The sequence below is a fragment of the Streptomyces sp. NPDC057438 genome (assembly GCF_042802995.1).
In the GTDB taxonomy this organism is placed as follows: Bacteria; Actinomycetota; Actinomycetes; order Streptomycetales; family Streptomycetaceae; genus Streptomyces.
The window spans coordinates 17,748-32,678 of record NZ_JBHVDD010000102.1 but is presented as its reverse complement, the minus strand read 5'-3'; the positions used below and the strand labels follow the sequence as shown (position 1 = coordinate 32,678).

Here is a 14,931-nt window from a genome sequence, read left to right as displayed (position 1 = left end):
TTCCTCGGTGCTTTCCAGGTTTCCGCTTTCGCGTTTCCCTTTCCGGCGACTCCGACTCTATCAGATCCTTTCGGGCCTGATTCCCAGTCAGCGGGTGTTGTCTTCACGGCTGTTGGACCGTTCCGACGAGTGAGACTTTAGCGGATTCCTCGCTCCCGAGCTAATCGGGGGCTGCGTCCTTTCGAACGCGGATTCCTCATTTCGCAAATACACATGCCAATGACACGACGACAGGTCGTCGATGATGGTTGGTTACCTGCGGAATGGCTGTCCGGGGACCGACCGTGGTCGGCGCTCACGTCGGACAGCCCGGAGAACATTACGTATCGACTCGGGGTGTGTCAACTGGCTGCCGTGCGGTCCTGTGCGGCGTAGCCTGGCCCGCATGACTACGCGTACGTGTCACCAGCAGTGGTGGGCCGCCTGACGGCGGCCGTACACACGTATGTACTCGACGGCCGCCGCCCCCGGCGGCCGTTCTCGTATCTCCCTTCTGAGGAGCGGCCGGCCGGCGGCGGCGGTCCTGATCAGGAGGTGGAGAGATGACACGGGTCTTCAGCGGCATCAAGCCGACGGGACATCTGACACTGGGGAACTACCTGGGGGCCGTGCGGCGGTGGGCCGAGGTCGACCAGCACCGGACGGACGCGTTGTTCTGTGTGGTGGACCTGCACGCACTGACCGTGGACCACGATCCGGCGCGGGTGCGTCGGCTCACCCGGCAGGCGGCGACCCTGTTGCTCGCGTCGGGGCTCGACCCGGAGCTGTGCACCGTCTTTGTGCAGAGTCATGTGGACGAGCACGCGCGGCTGTCGTATCTGCTGGAGTGCGTGGCCACGGACGGCGAGATGCGCCGGATGATCCAGTACAAGGAGAAGGCCGCGCGGGAGCGGGAGCGGGGAGGCAGTGTCCGGCTGTCGCTGCTGACCTATCCCGTGCTGATGGCGGCCGACATCCTGGCGTACGGGACGGACGAGGTGCCCGTGGGCGATGACCAGACACAGCACGTGGAGCTGACCCGGGACCTGGCGGTGCGCTTCAACCAGCGGTACGGGCACACGTTCGTCGTGCCGCGGGCCACGCGTCCGCGGGTCGGGGCCCGGGTGATGAACCTGCAGGATCCGACGTCGAAGATGGGGAAGACCGACGACGTCGGGCCGGGCATCGTCTATCTGCTGGACGAGCCGGACGTGGTGCGGAAGAAGGTCATGCGGGCCGTGACCGACAGCGGGCGGGACGTGGTCTACGACCCGGACAAGCGACCGGGTCTCGCGAACCTGCTGGAGATCCTCGCTGCCTGTGAGAGTGGGAACCCCGAGGACCTGAGCGGTGTATATGAATCGTACGGCGCGCTGAAGAAGGACACCGCAGAGGCCGTGGTCGAGCTCCTCAGGCCCGTACAGGCGAGGCACAAGGAGTTGTGCGCGGAGCCTGCGTATGTGGAGGGGGTGCTGCGGTTGGGTGCGGAGAAGGCCAGAGGGATGGCTCGGCCGAGGGTGGATGAGGCGTACCGGGCGATCGGTCTGCTGGCCGGCTGACCGATCGGGTCGTCAGTCCTTCTTGCCGGAGGCCAGTTCGCGGCTGCGGTCGCGGGCGGCCTCCAGCGCGGCGATCAGTGCGGCGCGCACTCCGTGGTTCTCGAGTTCGCGGATGGCGCTGATCGTCGTGCCGGCGGGAGAGGTGACGTTCTCGCGGAGCTTCACGGGGTGCTCGCCGCTGTCGCGGAGCATCGTGGCCGCGCCGATGGCGGACTGGACGATCAGGTCGTGGGCCTTGTCCCGGGGCAGGCCGAGGAGGATGCCCGCGTCGGTCATGGCTTCGACCAGGTAGAAGAAGTACGCCGGGCCGGAGCCGGAGAGGGCGGTGCAGGCATCCTGCTGGGACTCGGGGACGCGGAGGGTCTTGCCGACGGCGCCGAAGATCTCCTCGGCGTGCGCGAGATCGGCCTCGCTCGCGTGGCTGCCGGCGGAGATGACGGACATGGCCTCGTCCACGAGGGCGGGGGTGTTCGTCATGACACGGACGACGGGGGTGCCTGCGGCCAGGCGCTCCTCGAAGAAGGAGGTGGGGATGCCTGCCGCGCCGCTGACGACCAGGCGGTCGGCGGGGGTGTGCGGGGCGAGTTCGTCGAGGAGGGTGGCCATGTCCTGAGGCTTGACCGTGAGGATGAGCGTGTCCGCGGTCTTCGCGGCCTCGGCGTTGCTGACCGGGGTGACGCCGTAGCGGGTGCGGAGTTCTTCGGCGCGTTCGGGGCGGCGGGCGGTGACCAGGAGGTCCGCGGGCGCCCAGCCGGCTCGGATCATGCCGCTGAGCAGGGCCTCGCCGATCTTGCCGGTGCCGAGGACTGCGACTTTCTGGCTCATGGTGCGGGTGCCCTCCGGGGTGTGTCGTCCTGGGGTCATCCTCGCACCGGGGGTGCGCGTTCGGTCGGCGTGTCCGGTGGGCGGGACGTCGACCGGGTGGTGTGGCGGGCATCAGGTCGTCCGGCGCCTCAAGGTGGCCGCTCCCAGGGTGAGGACCAGGAGGGCGCAGCCGGCGACGATCGCGATGTCGCGTACGAAGGTGGCGGTCATGTCGGTGTGGAGGAGGACTTCGTTCATGCCGTCGACGGCGTAGGACATGGGGAGGACGTTGGAGATGGCTTCCAGGGCGGGGTGCATGTCGGAGCGGGCGGTGAACAGGCCACAGAGGAGGAGCTGGGGGAAGATCACGGCCGGCATGAACTGGACGGCCTGGAACTCGGAGGAGGCGAAGGCCGAGACGAAGAGGCCGAGAGCGGTGCCCAGCAGGGCGTCGAGGAGGGCGACGATCAGGAGCAGCCAGGGGGAGCCGATGACGTCCAGGTCGAGGAACCAGACGGCCAGGCCCGTGGCGAGGGCGGACTGGATGATCGCCAGGGTGCCGAAGGCGAGGGCGTAGCCGGCGATGAGGTCTCCCTTGCCGAGAGGCATGGAGAGCAGGCGTTCCAGGGTGCCCGAGGTGCGTTCGCGCAGGGTCGCGATCGAGGTCACCAGGAACATCGTGATCAGCGGGAAGATGCCGAGGAGTGAGGCGCCGATGGAGTCGAAGACGCGCGGGCTGCCGTCGAAGACATAGCGCAGCAGGAACAGCATCACGCACGGGATGAGGATCAGCAGGGCGATCGTGCGGGGGTCGTGGCCGAGTTGGCGGAGGACCCGGGCGGCTGTGGCGGTCGTGCGGGAGTAGCTGAGGGCCCTGGGGCGGGGGGCCGCGGGGGGCGTGGACGGGGTCGCGGTGGTCATCGCGCCGGCTCCTTGTGGTGTGTGTCGGTCGTGGCGCTGGGCGCGGTCGCGGTGGGTTCGGCTGCCTTGGCCTCGTCGACCAGGCGGAGGAATGCCTCTTCGACTGTGTCCGCGTGGGTGCGGGTGCGGAGGGCCTCGGGGGTGTCGTCGGCGAGGATCCGGCCCTCGCGCATGAGGAGGAGACGGTGGCAGCGCTCGGCCTCGTCCATGACGTGGGAGGAGATCAGGAGGGTGGCCCGGCGCTCGTCGGCGATGGTGTGGAAGAGCGCCCACAGTTCGCGGCGGAGGACGGGGTCCAGGCCGACGGTGGGTTCGTCGAGGACCACCAGTTCGGGGGTGCCGAGGAGGGCCACGGCCAGGGAGACGCGGCTGCGCTGGCCCCCGGAGAGGTTGCCGGCGAGGGCGTCGGCGTGGGCGGTGAGGTCGACGTCGGCGATGGCCCGGGCGACGTTCTCGTGGCGGTGGGCGGCGGCCGCGCGGCCGGGGTCGAGGATCGCGGCGAAGTAGGCGAGGTTCTGGGTGACGGTCAGGTCGTCGTAGACGGACGGGGCCTGGGTGACGTAGCCGATGCGGGAGCGGAGGGTGGCGTCGCCCGCGGGACGGCCGAGGACGTCCAGGGTGCCGGTGACCTTGGCCTGGGTGCCGACGATCGCTCGCATCAGGGTGGATTTACCGCAGCCGGAAGGGCCGAGGAGACCGGTGATCTGGCCCTGGGGGACGGCGAAGTCGAGGCCGCGGAGCACCGTGCGCGGGCCTCGGGCGACGGTGAGGTTCTGGGCGTGGATGGCGGGGAGGGGCGCGGGGCCGGCGGCGGGGCTGGGTGAGGTGGCGGGTTGGGGTGGAGGCTCACTCCCGGAGTTATTCATCATGTGATGAATATTGCGCAGGGCGGTGGGGACGTCAAGTCAGCGAGGGGGTGGGTTCTGCGCGGACGGGTCCCGGGGCGGGGTCCCGTGCGCGGGCAGGCGGAAGGGCGAGCGGGCGCGAGAGGGCGTTCGCGGGCGCTCGCTGGAGGGGCGGGGGCTTCCGGGAGCTGAGACTGACCCGGCGGGGCGGAGCGAGAGGGGTGGGTCGGTGGAGGGGGCTGGTTCAGTCGCGGATGGCCACCAGGAGGTCCACGTCGTAGGTCTCTTCGACGGTTTCGGTGGGGAAGAGTCTGCGCAGGTGGGCTCGTTCCTCGGTGAGGAACCTGGAGGTGGCCTCGTCGCCGAGGACCAGGAACCCCGAGTGACTGGCGATGTTGGCCAGGTGGGTGTCCAGGGGGACCTTGCGGCTCCAGCGGATCTGGCGGCGCGTGAAGTCGAGGCGGTCGGCGGTGTCGGCCAGGGCGGCGGGCGCGCCGGAGCTGCTCTTCTCGATCGGGGTGGCGGGGTCCACACCGAGGAAGCGGTGGATGCGGTGGGTGGCCTCGGCGATCCAGGGGACGTCGACGGCGGCGGTGTTCCACCAGAGCGCGAGTGCGCCGCCGGGGCGGAGCACGCGAAGGGCCTCCGGGACCGAGCGGGTGGTGTCGGTCCAGTGCCAGGACTGGGCGTAGGTGAGGAGGTCGGTGGAGGCGGTGGCGACGGGAAGGGCGTTGCCGTCGCCTCGGACCAGGGGGATGTGAGGGTGGGTGCGGCGGAACTGGGCGGCCATGCCTGCGCCGGGTTCCACGGCGAGGACGTCGGCGCCGCGGGTGTGGAGGAGGGCGGTGGCTATGCCGGTGCCCGCTCCGACGTCCGCGGCGCGGGCACCGTGGAGGGAACGCGAGGCCAGGGCTTCGATGGTGTCGAAGAGGGCGGGCGGGTAGGAGGGGCGGTTCGCCGCGTACTGGGCCGCGGCGGCGTTGAACGAGTGGGCTCGGGCGGTGTGGGAGGCGTGGGGGCGGGAGGTGGTCATGGGGGACATAGTGGCGCGGCGGGGTGGCGTGGGGGAGGGGTCGGGAAGGGAGTCGCCTCCCCCGGCGGGGTGCCGTGCCGGTTGGTCAGGGGCGGCGGCGCTTTGCCGGGTTCCTCGTGCGCTTGGCCGTGCGGCGCTCGTACTGCCGACGGGCCTCGGTGTACTCCCCGCGGTGGAGGGCCTCGCCCGGGGCCTCTTTGAGGGAGCGGAGGAAGTAGGCGGTGAGGGAGCCGAGGAAGCCGATGGTGAGGAGGCCGCGCAGGGAGGAGTGGCGGGCCGGGTCGGGGCGCTTGCTGAAGGCACCCCAGGTGTGACCGAAGGCCAGAGCGCTGCAGACGGCGAACATGACGACGAGCAGGATGCTGACGAACCCGCCGACCGCCGCGAGTTGCAGGCCGTCATAGGCCAGGCGCAGCACCAGACAGGAGACGGCCAGGGCAGCGAGCGAGCCGGCGGTGGCGGCCGCCCGGCGAGCCGTGTAGGTGCCGTCGTGATCCAGCCAGGTCGTCCCGAAGAAGCGGATGGGTTCGGGGCAGGGGCCCGTGGGGGTCGCCGGGGTGGCGGCGACGGCCGCCTGGCTGTCCTGCGGTGCCTGCGCTCCTTGCGGCACCTGTCCCTGCCCCTGCCCTGTCTGGTCGTGCTTCGCCTTGTCGCTCACGGGTCGATTATCGCTCCGGCTGGGAGCGGGCGTGTGGCGGCATCGGGGCGCCCCCGACGGCGGCGGGTGACCTCGCCGCGATACCCGCGCGGGTATCGCGGCGATCTCCGTGCCGGCGCGTCACGCCGGCACGTCGTGTCACCGCGTCGTACACCTCGTGGTGCCGTCGGATCCGGCGCCGCCGGGGCGGGGCCGCGGCCTGGAGCGGTCGGAGCCGCCCCGGGCCGGTCGCCCCGGCCCCGGGTGGGCCGGGTCAGCCGCAGCGGCCCGCTACGTAACCGTCGCTGCCGGTGTAGACGTAGGAGTCGGAGATGTACTGGCCGTCGTCGATGTTGTCCCAGACGTTCGTCGTGCCGTAGGGGCCGGAGATGGTCTGGCCCGGGGTCTGGCAGTAGATCGGTACCGTGGCGCCCTCGGCGAGGACGCGGACGATGCCGTAGCTGGTGCTCGGGCCGCTGCGGACGTTGAGACGGACGCCCGGCGCGACCGAGTAGCGACGGACGGCTGCCGTGACCGTCGCGGCGGTGGCCGAAACCCCTCCCGGTGCCGTACCGGTCCGCTCCCCCTCGCCGTCCTCCGCGATCTCTTCGACATGGTCGACAGACATGGCTGAACTCCCCCCGTTTGAAACCCCGTTTGGTCCCCACGCACGGCGTGGGGACCCGTTGATACCCCTGATTCAGGACACGCACACCTGTGCGTTTTTCGCATGGGCAGGCTAGCAAGCCGCCTCTGTCCCGTTCGTGTCATCGACTAGGCTCCGAACGTCGCGCGAGCGGCCGAAACAGCACGGGGGTGGACCCATGGCACCGCAGCGCGGCACCGGGTCGGGAGCGGAAGCGGAACTTCCCGAGTACGCCGGCCAGTACCGCCTGGAGTCGTGTCTGGGGTCCGGTGGCATGGGCGTCGTCCACCTGGCCGCCTCCACGTCCGGCCTGCGGCTCGCGGTGAAGGTGGTGCACGCCGAGTTCGCGAAGGACCCCGAGTTCAGAGGGCGTTTCAGACAGGAGGTCGCCGCCGCCCGGCAAGTGAGCGGTGCCTTCACCGCACCGGTCGTGGATGCCGACACCGACAGCGCCCGGCCCTGGATGGCCACCCTCTTCATCCCCGGCCCGACCCTCGCCGAGCACGTCAAGCGGAACGGGCCCATGCCGCCGGGGCAGTTGCGGCGGCTCATGGCCGGGCTCGCGGAGGCGCTGCGGGACATCCACCGCGCCGGTGTCGTGCACCGGGACCTCAAACCCAGCAACGTCCTGCTCGCCGAGGACGGCCCCAAGGTCATCGACTTCGGTATCTCCCGGCCGAAGGACAGCGAACTGCGCACCGAGACGGGGAAGTTGATCGGCACGCCGCCGTTCATGGCCCCCGAGCAGTTCCGGCGGCCGCGGGAGGTCGGGCCCGCCGCCGACATCTTCGCCCTCGGTTCGGTCACCGTGCACGCTGCCACCGGGCGCGGGCCCTTCGACTCCGACAGTCCCTATGTCGTCGCCTACCAGGTGGTCCACGACGAGCCGGACCTCACCGGCGTACCCGAGAACCTCGCGCCTCTCGTCCGCGCCTGCCTGGCCAAGGAGCCCGAGGACCGGCCCACGGCGGACGAGTTGATGCACGAGCTCCGGTCCGTGGCCGCCTCGTACGACACACAGACCTTCATCACGACCCAGCGGGAGCGGGAAGGCACGGGTTGGGTGTCGTCGCCGGGCGCGTCCCGGACCACGGACGAGGACACCGGGTCGAAAGCCCAAGCCGACTCCGACTCCGGCGCCGGCAAGGCGGAGTCGGGCACAGGTACCGGCACTGATGTCGGCGACAGGCGAGGTGGGCAGCGCGGGAGCCGGGGCGGCGGTCGGTTCGGGGGCAGGTTCGGGGGCCGGTCGCGTACGCGGGCCGTGCTGGTCGCCGCCTCGGTGGTGCTCGTTGCGGCCGGGGGGTTCGCCTCCGTGCGGGCCCTGGGAAGCGAGGGCGGGCGACCGGACGGGGGTACGGTCTCGCCCCGGGCCGGTCGCGCGGCAGACGCCGCTCCCGCCCTCGAAACCTGGACCACCAGGCCGGCGGCGAAGAAGAAAAGCGCGCCGCAGTGCTCGTACGGAGCGGGAAGGCTGTTGTGCGCGCAGCCGGGGCTGGTCTCCGCGCTGGATCCGGCGGACGGCAGCGTGCTGTGGCGGTACACCGTCGGCGGGGCGGGTGCGCTCGGCACGAGTGAGCCGCCCGTCGTGTCGGGCGGGCTGGTGCAGGTGCTGACGGACGAGAACCGCCGGGCCCTGGCGCTGGACGCCGGGACCGGCGAGGTGCGGTGGGAGCGGGACGTCTCCACGTACGGCGGCAGGCACTACGCGGGCGGCATGCTGCTGCTGACCGCTGCCGACGGGACGGTCACCGGGGTGGACGGAGCCACCGGGGACACGCGGTGGAGCGGCCGGATCCCGGGGCAGCCGGAGGCGTACTTCACGTCGTTCGACGGGGACCGGTCGGCGTACCTGGCGTATGTCACCGGCCAGGGGGCGGGGGCGCGGACGCGGATCACCGCGGTGGACCCGGCGTCGGGGGACGTCCGCTGGGACGCCCGGCTGCGGGGCCGTCTGGAACTGACGGGGGCCGCGGACGGCTCCGTCTTCCTCACCGCGATCGGCGGTAGCTACGAGGACACGGTCGGCGTGGTCCGGTACGACCCCGGCACCGGGAGGACGGTCCGGGTCGCCCTGCCCGTGCCGCTCCAGCAGGCCCGCGGGGTCGTGCGGGGCGACGTCGTGTACCTGCTCAGCGGCGCGGGGGGTGCCCTGGCGGCCGTCGACATGAAGGCCCGTCGGCAGCTGTGGCGGTCGGAGACGGGCGTCGCGCGGGGTTCGGCACCGGTCGCCGACGACCGGCATCTGTACTTCACCGCCTCCGACGGGCGGCTGCTCGCGGTGGACCTGCGGAAGGGCCGGATCAGCGGGGACACTCCGTCGCGGCTCGGGGACCCGGGCCGGGTCTCCCCCGCACTGCCCGAGCCCGTGGTCATCGACGGCCGGGTCTGCGCGGGCGCGCTCGACGGGACGGTGCTCGGGCTGGACGGGAGCGATCCGGGAAGCTGGTGACCCTCTGTCCCTCCGCCCGTCACGGTGGGGCCGGGGCGGGTGACGTCATGGCCGAGGGCCGTCCCTTGGGATCTTGGGGATCTTGGGGGACGGCCCTCGGCACGCTGTCTCCGCGCCTGCAGGGCTCGCGTCTGCGCGGTGGTGCTCAGCCCAGCTTGCTGACGTCCCGCACCGCGCCCTTGTCGGCGCTGGTGGCCATCGCGGCGTAGGCGCGCAGCGCGGCCGACACCTTGCGCTCCCGGTTCTTCGGGGCGTAGACGCCGCCCAGGGCCTGCTCGCGGCGGGCCAGTTCGGCGTCGTCGACCAGCAGCTCGATCGAACGGTTCGGGATGTCGATGCGGATGCGGTCGCCGTCCTCGACGAGGGCGATCGTGCCGCCGCCCGCCGCCTCGGGCGAGGCGTGGCCGATGGAGAGGCCCGAGGTGCCGCCGGAGAAGCGGCCGTCGGTGATGAGCGCGCAGGACTTCCCGAGGCCGCGGCCCTTCAGGTACGAGGTCGGGTAGAGCATCTCCTGCATGCCGGGGCCGCCCTTGGGGCCCTCGTAGCGGATGACGACGACGTCGCCCTCCTTGATCTCCTTCATGAGGATCTTCTGGACGGCCTCCTCCTGCGACTCGCAGACGACCGCCGGGCCCTCGAACGTCCAGATCGACTCGTCGACGCCGGCCGTCTTCACCACACAGCCGTCGACCGCGAGGTTGCCCTTGAGGACCGCGAGGCCGCCGTCCTTGGAGTAGGCGTGCTCGGCGGAGCGGATGCAGCCGCCCTCGGCGTCCTCGTCCAGGGTGTCCCAGCGCTCGGACGTGGAGAACGCCTCGGCGGAGCGGACGCAACCGGGGGCCGCGTGCCACAGCTCGACGGCCTTCGGGGACGGGGAGCCGCCGCGCACGTCCCAGGTCTTCAGCCAGTCGGCGAGGGAGGGGCTGTGGACGGAGTTCACGTCCTCGTTGAGCAGGCCCGCGCGGTGCAGTTCGCCCAGCAGGGCCGGGATGCCGCCGGCGCGGTGCACGTCCTCCATGTAGTACGTGCGGTCCTTGGCGACGTTCGGCGCGACCTTGGCCAGGCACGGCACGCGCAGCGAGACCGCGTTGATCTCGTCGAGGCCGAAGGGGACGCCCGCCTCCTGGGCGGCGGCCAGCAGGTGCAGGATCGTGTTGGTGGAGCCGCCCATGGCGATGTCGAGGGCCATGGCGTTCTCGAAGGCCGCGAACGAGGCGATGGCGCGCGGCAGGACCGTCTCGTCGTCCTGCTCGTAGTAGCGGCGGGTGATGTCCATGACGGTGTGGGCCGCGTCGATGTACAGCTGCTTGCGGGCCGTGTGGGTCGCCAGGACCGAGCCGTTGCCGGGGAGGGAGAGGCCGATGGCCTCGGTCAGGCAGTTCATCGAGTTGGCGGTGAACATGCCGGAGCAGGAACCGCAGGTCGGACAGGCGTTCTCCTCGATACGGAGGATGTCCTCGTCCGAGATCTTGTCGTTGACCGCGTCGGAGATCGCGTCGACCAGGTCGAGCGTACGGACCGTGCCGTCGACCAGGGTGGCCCGGCCGGACTCCATCGGCCCGCCGGAGACGAAGACGGTCGGGATGTTGAGCCGCAGGGCGGCGTTCAGCATGCCCGGGGTGATCTTGTCGCAGTTGGAGATGCAGATCAGGGCGTCGGCGCAGTGGGCCTCGACCATGTACTCCACGCTGTCCGCGATCAGGTCGCGGGAGGGGAGGCTGTAGAGCATGCCGCCGTGGCCCATCGCGATGCCGTCGTCCACGGCGATCGTGTTGAACTCGCGCGGGATGCCGCCGGCCTCGCGGATCGCCTCGCTGACGATGCGGCCCACCGGCTGGAGGTGGGTGTGGCCCGGCACGAACTCGGTGAAGGAGTTCGCGACCGCGATGATCGGCTTGCGGCCGATGTCCGCGCCCGGTACACCGGAGGCGCGCATAAGGGCGCGGGCGCCCGCCATGTTGCGGCCGTGGGTGACTGTGCGGGACCTCAGCTCGGGCATCGCGCTCGCTCCTTCAGAGACCTTCTGAGACTGCGATCAGAGACTTCTGACTGAGTCGAGCGTACGCCCGTTGCGCCAAGGGTTGGACACTCTGTCCGGAATGCGGGATGACGGTCTCGGTTTTCGGCTGCCCGCCGGTGGGGCTTCTCGCGCCCACGCGGCGGAGCCGCACGTGGATAGGGCCCCGTTGCCCCTAGAGGGGCGCGGTCAGATGAGCCTGCACTACGGGCGCCACTCTTCTGATGATCTGCTCCGGGTCCGCCGATGCCAGCGGCTCGACCTTGATCACATACCGCAGCATCGCGATGCCCACCAGCTGGGCGGCGGCCAGCTCGGCGCGCAGTTCCGCGTCCGGACGGTCGAGCTGGGCGGCGACGCGGCGCAGCAGCTGCGCCGAGACGAGACGGCGGAAGACGGTGGCCGCGACCTCGTTGTTCACGGCGGAGCGGACGATCGCGAGCAGCGCGGCGCGGGTCGCCGGGTTCTCCCAGACTCCGAAGAAGAAGCGGGCCAGCCGCTCGCCGACCCCGTCGAGGGGGCCCTCCGCGATCGAGCCGGGTGCGCTCAGGAGGGGTCCGAAGGCCACCTCGATGGACGCCTCGAACACCTGCTCCTTCGTACCGAAGTAGTGGTGCACGAGCGCCGAGTCCACCCCTGCGGCCTTGGCGATGCCGCGGACGGACGTCTTGTCGTAGCCGCGTTCGGAGAACTCCTCGCGGGCGGCGGCGAGGATACGGTCGCGCGCCGCGGGCGTGTCGGCCGACTCCGTACGGGAGGGCCGGCCCCGGCGGCGGGGGGTGGCCGAGGTCACGGTCGCGGGATCCGCACGGCTGAGGCGAGGTGCAGCCGGGTGAAGGCGAGGGCCTCCGCCAGGTCAGCCTCGCGCTCGGCGGCGGACATCGCGCGGCGGGTGTTGACCTCGATCACGACGTGGCCGTCGAAACCGCTGTGGGCGAGACGTTCCAGCAGTTCGGCGCAGGGCTGGCTGCCCCGGCCCGGGACGAGGTGCTCGTCCTTGGCCGATCCCCTGCCGTCGGCCATGTGCACATGGCCGAGGCGGTCGCCCATGCGGTCGACCATCTCCAGGGCGTCGGTGCGGGAGGTCGCGGAGTGGCTGAGGTCGATCGTGAAGTGCCGGTAGTCGTCCTTCGTCACGTCCCAGTCGGGGGCGTACGCGAGCATCTCGCGGTCGCGGTAGCGCCAGGGGTACATGTTCTCGACGGCGAACCGGACGTCCGTCTCGTTCGCCATCCGCCAGATTCCGGTGACGAAGTCACGCGCGTACTGGCGCTGCCAGCGGAAGGGAGGGTGGACGACGACGGTGCTCGCGCCGAGCTTCTCGGCGGCAACCTGGGCGCGCTGGAGCTTGACCCACGGGTCGGTGGACCACACCCGCTGGGTGATCAGCAGGCAGGGGGCGTGGACGGCGAGGATGGGGATCTGGTGGTAGTCGGAGAGGCGGCGCAGGGCCTCCAGGTCCTGGCTGACCGGGTCGGTCCAGACCATGACCTCCACGCCGTCGTAGCCCAGGCGCGCGGCGATCTCGAAGGCCGTGGCCGTCGACTCCGGGTATACGGAGGCCGTGGACAGCGCGACCTTCGCATCCGGGATCCGTACGGGTTCTGCCACGCGGCACAGCCTACGGGGTGGGGCGGGTCGGGTGGGCCGGGGGGCGGTTCGCCCGGGCGCCGTGGGAGTGGGGGTGCGTCGGCGGCCGCGGGTCCGGTGGGGGGTTCTCGCGCAGTTCCCCGCGCCTCTGAAAAGCCGGGGCTGCGCCCCGAGCTTTTCATCCGGCGGCCCCGTCGTCTCCCGGGCCCGGGGGGCCGTGGGCTGTCAGGGGCGCGGGGAGCTGCGCGATCAGCCCAACCCCGCCCGCACCCGGCGGCGGAACCCCTCCTGCCCCTGCCGCCTACGCCGTCCCCATGTGGTCCAGGCGTCGCAGGATCACACCTTCCCGGAGGGCCCAGGGGCAGATCTCCAGCGTCTCGACCTCGAAGAGGTCCATCGCGGCCTCGGCCACCAGCGCACCCGCGAGGAGCTGGTTGGCGCGGCCCTCGGAGACGCCGGGGAGCGCGGCGCGCTGGGCCGTGGTCATGCCGGCGAGCTTGGGGACCCAGGACTCCAGGGACTCGCGCTTGAGGTCGCGCTGGACGTAGAGCCCCTCCGCGGAGCGCGCCGCGCCGCCGATGCGGGCGAGCTGCTTGAAGGTCTTGGAGGTGGCGACCACGTGGTCGGGCGCGCCGAACCGGCTGAACTCCCCGACCGTGCGGGCTATCTGGGCCCGGACATGGCGGCGCAGCGCCCGGACGTCGTCCGGGGTGGCCGGATCGCCGGGCAGCCAGCCGGCGGTGAGGCGGCCCGCGCCGAGAGGCAGCGAGGCGGCGGCGTCCGGCTCCTCGTCTATGCCGTACGCGATCTCCAGGGAGCCGCCGCCGATGTCGAGGACGAGGAGCTTGCCGGCCGACCAGCCGAACCAGCGGCGGACCGCGAGGAAGGTCAGCCGGGCCTCCTCGGCGCCGGTGAGGACCTGCAGTTCGGCGCCGGTCTCGTCCTGGACCCGGGCGAGGACCTCGTCGGCGTTGCTGGCCTCGCGCACGGCGGAGGTGGCGAACGGGAGCAGTTCCTCCACGCCCTTGTCCTCGGCGGCCTGCAGCGCCTCGTGGATGACGGCGATGAGTTTCTCGACCCCTTCGGGGCTGATGGCCCCGGCCTCGTCGAGCAGTTGGGCAAGGCGTAGCTCCACCTTGTACGAGTGCGCGGGCAGGGGGCGTGCGCCCGGGTGTGCGTCCACCACCAGCAGATGCACCGTGTTCGATCCCACGTCGAGGACACCGAGTCTCATGGGCGGAACGCTACTGCCAGCCGGGCCGTGCGAGGTCCTCGATGCGGTCTCCGGCGCCGTACCCTGGACGGGTGCCAAAGACGAAAAAGGCAAAGGCCGACAAGTCGGCAGCGGACGCGGCCGCGACCGGCGGCTCTTCGCGGGCGAGAGCGGCGACCAGGCCGGCGAAGTCGGCGAAGGGCTCGGCGGAGTCCACCGCACCGGACGAGAAGGGGCTCGATTTCGCGCGCGCGTGGGTGGAGTTCCCTGATCCGGCGGACGACGAGCAGGTCTTCCGCTGCGACCTGACCTGGCTGACCTCCCGCTGGAACTGCGTCTTCGGCAGCGGCTGCCAGGGCATCCAGGCGGGCCGGGCCGCCGACGGGTGCTGCAGCCTGGGCGCGCACTTCTCGGACGAGGACGACGAGAAGCGCGTCGCCGGACATGTGGCGAGGCTCACTCCGGAGATCTGGCAGTTCCACGACGTGGGAACCGAGACCGGCTGGGTCTCCAAGGACGAGGACGGCGACCGCCAGACCCGCCCGTACAAGGGGTCGTGCATCTTCCAGAACCGCCCGGGTTTCGCCGGAGGCGCGGGCTGCTCGCTGCACATCCTGGCGCTCCGGGAGGGCCGCGAGCCGCTGGAGACCAAGCCGGACGTCTGCTGGCAGCTGCCGATCCGGCGTACGTACGACTGGATCGACCGGCCCGACGACACGCGGGTGCTGCAGGTGTCGATCGGTGAGTACGACCGCCGCGGCTGGGGACCGGGCGGCCACGACCTGCACTGGTGGTGCACCTCGGCGACCTCGGCGCACGGCGCGGGCGACCCGGTGTACGTGTCCTACCGGCCCGAGCTGGTGGAGCTGATGGGCAAGGCCGGGTACGACCGCCTGGTCGAGCTGTGCGAGCAGCGGCTGGCGTCCCGTCTGCCGCTGGTGGCACCACATCCGGCGGATCCGGCCGGACCGTAGGACACCTGGCACGGCCGGTGATGCGACCGGCGCCGCAGGACGCCGTCCCGGGGTGCCGGTCGCGTCATGGGCGCGGTCGTGAACCGTCCGCGCCGCCGGTGATCCGGACTCGGGGCGGGCTCATCGCGCCGAAGCCGGCACGGCGGCTCTCGCCGGTTCCTGCGAGGCAGGCTCCGTCACACCGCTGGTGGGGCGGCCGAGCCGGGCGCGCCGCAGCAGGCCCCGCGCAGAGGGCGCGTCGGCAGCCGGCCCCGCGAACCG

Annotated in this window: 13 protein-coding genes; 3 read left to right on the top strand and 10 right to left on the bottom strand. The window is 71.7% G+C overall.

The genetic code is table 11. The features are described 5' to 3' along the window. Positions 1-542: 542 nt before the first annotated feature. Entirely contained in the window at positions 543-1,538 is a 996-nt protein-coding gene (gene trpS / locus ACFU5F_RS36545) for a tryptophan--tRNA ligase (RefSeq protein ID WP_383897074.1), read from the top strand. A 12-nt stretch (positions 1,539-1,550) separates the two neighbouring features. Here the strand turns inward: trpS and proC are convergent, their stop codons facing one another. From proC to ACFU5F_RS36515, 6 genes are all read right to left on the bottom strand, one after another. After that, positions 1,551-2,363, bottom strand: coding sequence for a pyrroline-5-carboxylate reductase (gene proC / locus ACFU5F_RS36540; protein ID WP_383897071.1), 813 nt, complete (start codon positions 2,361-2,363; stop codon positions 1,551-1,553). A 111-nt stretch (positions 2,364-2,474) separates the two neighbouring features. Next, the gene (locus ACFU5F_RS36535) at positions 2,475-3,263 is read right to left on the bottom strand and encodes an ABC transporter permease (protein WP_383897068.1); all 789 of its coding nucleotides are present in this window, start codon (positions 3,261-3,263) and stop codon (positions 2,475-2,477) included. After that, a complete protein-coding gene (locus ACFU5F_RS36530) occupies positions 3,260-4,132 on the bottom strand; it encodes an ABC transporter ATP-binding protein (RefSeq protein WP_383897065.1) in 873 nt (290 codons plus the stop codon). The genes ACFU5F_RS36535 and ACFU5F_RS36530 overlap by 4 nt, the downstream gene beginning before the upstream one ends. Before the next feature lie 220 nt (positions 4,133-4,352). After that, the gene (locus tag ACFU5F_RS36525) at positions 4,353-5,141 is read right to left on the bottom strand and encodes a class I SAM-dependent methyltransferase (RefSeq protein WP_383897062.1); all 789 of its coding nucleotides are present in this window, start codon (positions 5,139-5,141) and stop codon (positions 4,353-4,355) included. An 85-nt stretch (positions 5,142-5,226) separates the two neighbouring features. Next, the gene (locus ACFU5F_RS36520) at positions 5,227-5,751 is read right to left on the bottom strand and encodes an EamA/RhaT family transporter (RefSeq protein WP_383897077.1); all 525 of its coding nucleotides are present in this window, start codon (positions 5,749-5,751) and stop codon (positions 5,227-5,229) included. A 301-nt stretch (positions 5,752-6,052) separates the two neighbouring features. Further along, a complete protein-coding gene (locus ACFU5F_RS36515) occupies positions 6,053-6,406 on the bottom strand; it encodes an SH3 domain-containing protein (RefSeq protein WP_383897055.1) in 354 nt (117 codons plus the stop codon). A gap of 196 nt (positions 6,407-6,602) precedes the next feature. On the opposite strand from ACFU5F_RS36515, the gene ACFU5F_RS36510 reads away from it, so the two are divergent. Next, positions 6,603-8,876 carry a serine/threonine-protein kinase gene (locus ACFU5F_RS36510; RefSeq protein ID WP_383897053.1) on the top strand — a complete coding sequence of 758 codons (2,274 nt, stop codon included), beginning with the start codon at positions 6,603-6,605 and terminating at the stop codon, positions 8,874-8,876. A gap of 145 nt (positions 8,877-9,021) precedes the next feature. Here the strand turns inward: ACFU5F_RS36510 and ilvD are convergent, their stop codons facing one another. The 4 genes from ilvD to ACFU5F_RS36490 form a co-directional block, all read right to left on the bottom strand. Next, positions 9,022-10,875 carry a dihydroxy-acid dehydratase gene (gene ilvD / locus ACFU5F_RS36505; protein WP_383897050.1) on the bottom strand — a complete coding sequence of 618 codons (1,854 nt, stop codon included), beginning with the start codon at positions 10,873-10,875 and terminating at the stop codon, positions 9,022-9,024. A gap of 193 nt (positions 10,876-11,068) precedes the next feature. Further along, a complete protein-coding gene (locus ACFU5F_RS36500) occupies positions 11,069-11,686 on the bottom strand; it encodes a TetR family transcriptional regulator (protein WP_383897047.1) in 618 nt (205 codons plus the stop codon). Beyond that, the gene (locus ACFU5F_RS36495) at positions 11,683-12,504 is read right to left on the bottom strand and encodes a sugar phosphate isomerase/epimerase family protein (RefSeq protein WP_383897044.1); all 822 of its coding nucleotides are present in this window, start codon (positions 12,502-12,504) and stop codon (positions 11,683-11,685) included. Before ACFU5F_RS36495 ends, ACFU5F_RS36500 begins: the two co-directional genes overlap by 4 nt. Positions 12,505-12,784: 280 nt before the next feature. After that, positions 12,785-13,717: a Ppx/GppA family phosphatase gene (locus tag ACFU5F_RS36490; RefSeq protein WP_383897041.1), complete on the bottom strand. Its 933-nt coding sequence runs from the start codon at positions 13,715-13,717 to the stop codon at positions 12,785-12,787. Between the two features lie 71 nt (positions 13,718-13,788). Between ACFU5F_RS36490 and ACFU5F_RS36485 the strand changes: the two genes are divergently transcribed. Next, positions 13,789-14,670 (top strand): hypothetical protein, encoded by an 882-nt coding sequence (locus ACFU5F_RS36485; RefSeq protein ID WP_383897038.1) that lies wholly within the window; start codon positions 13,789-13,791, stop codon positions 14,668-14,670. Positions 14,671-14,931 lie beyond the last annotated feature (261 nt).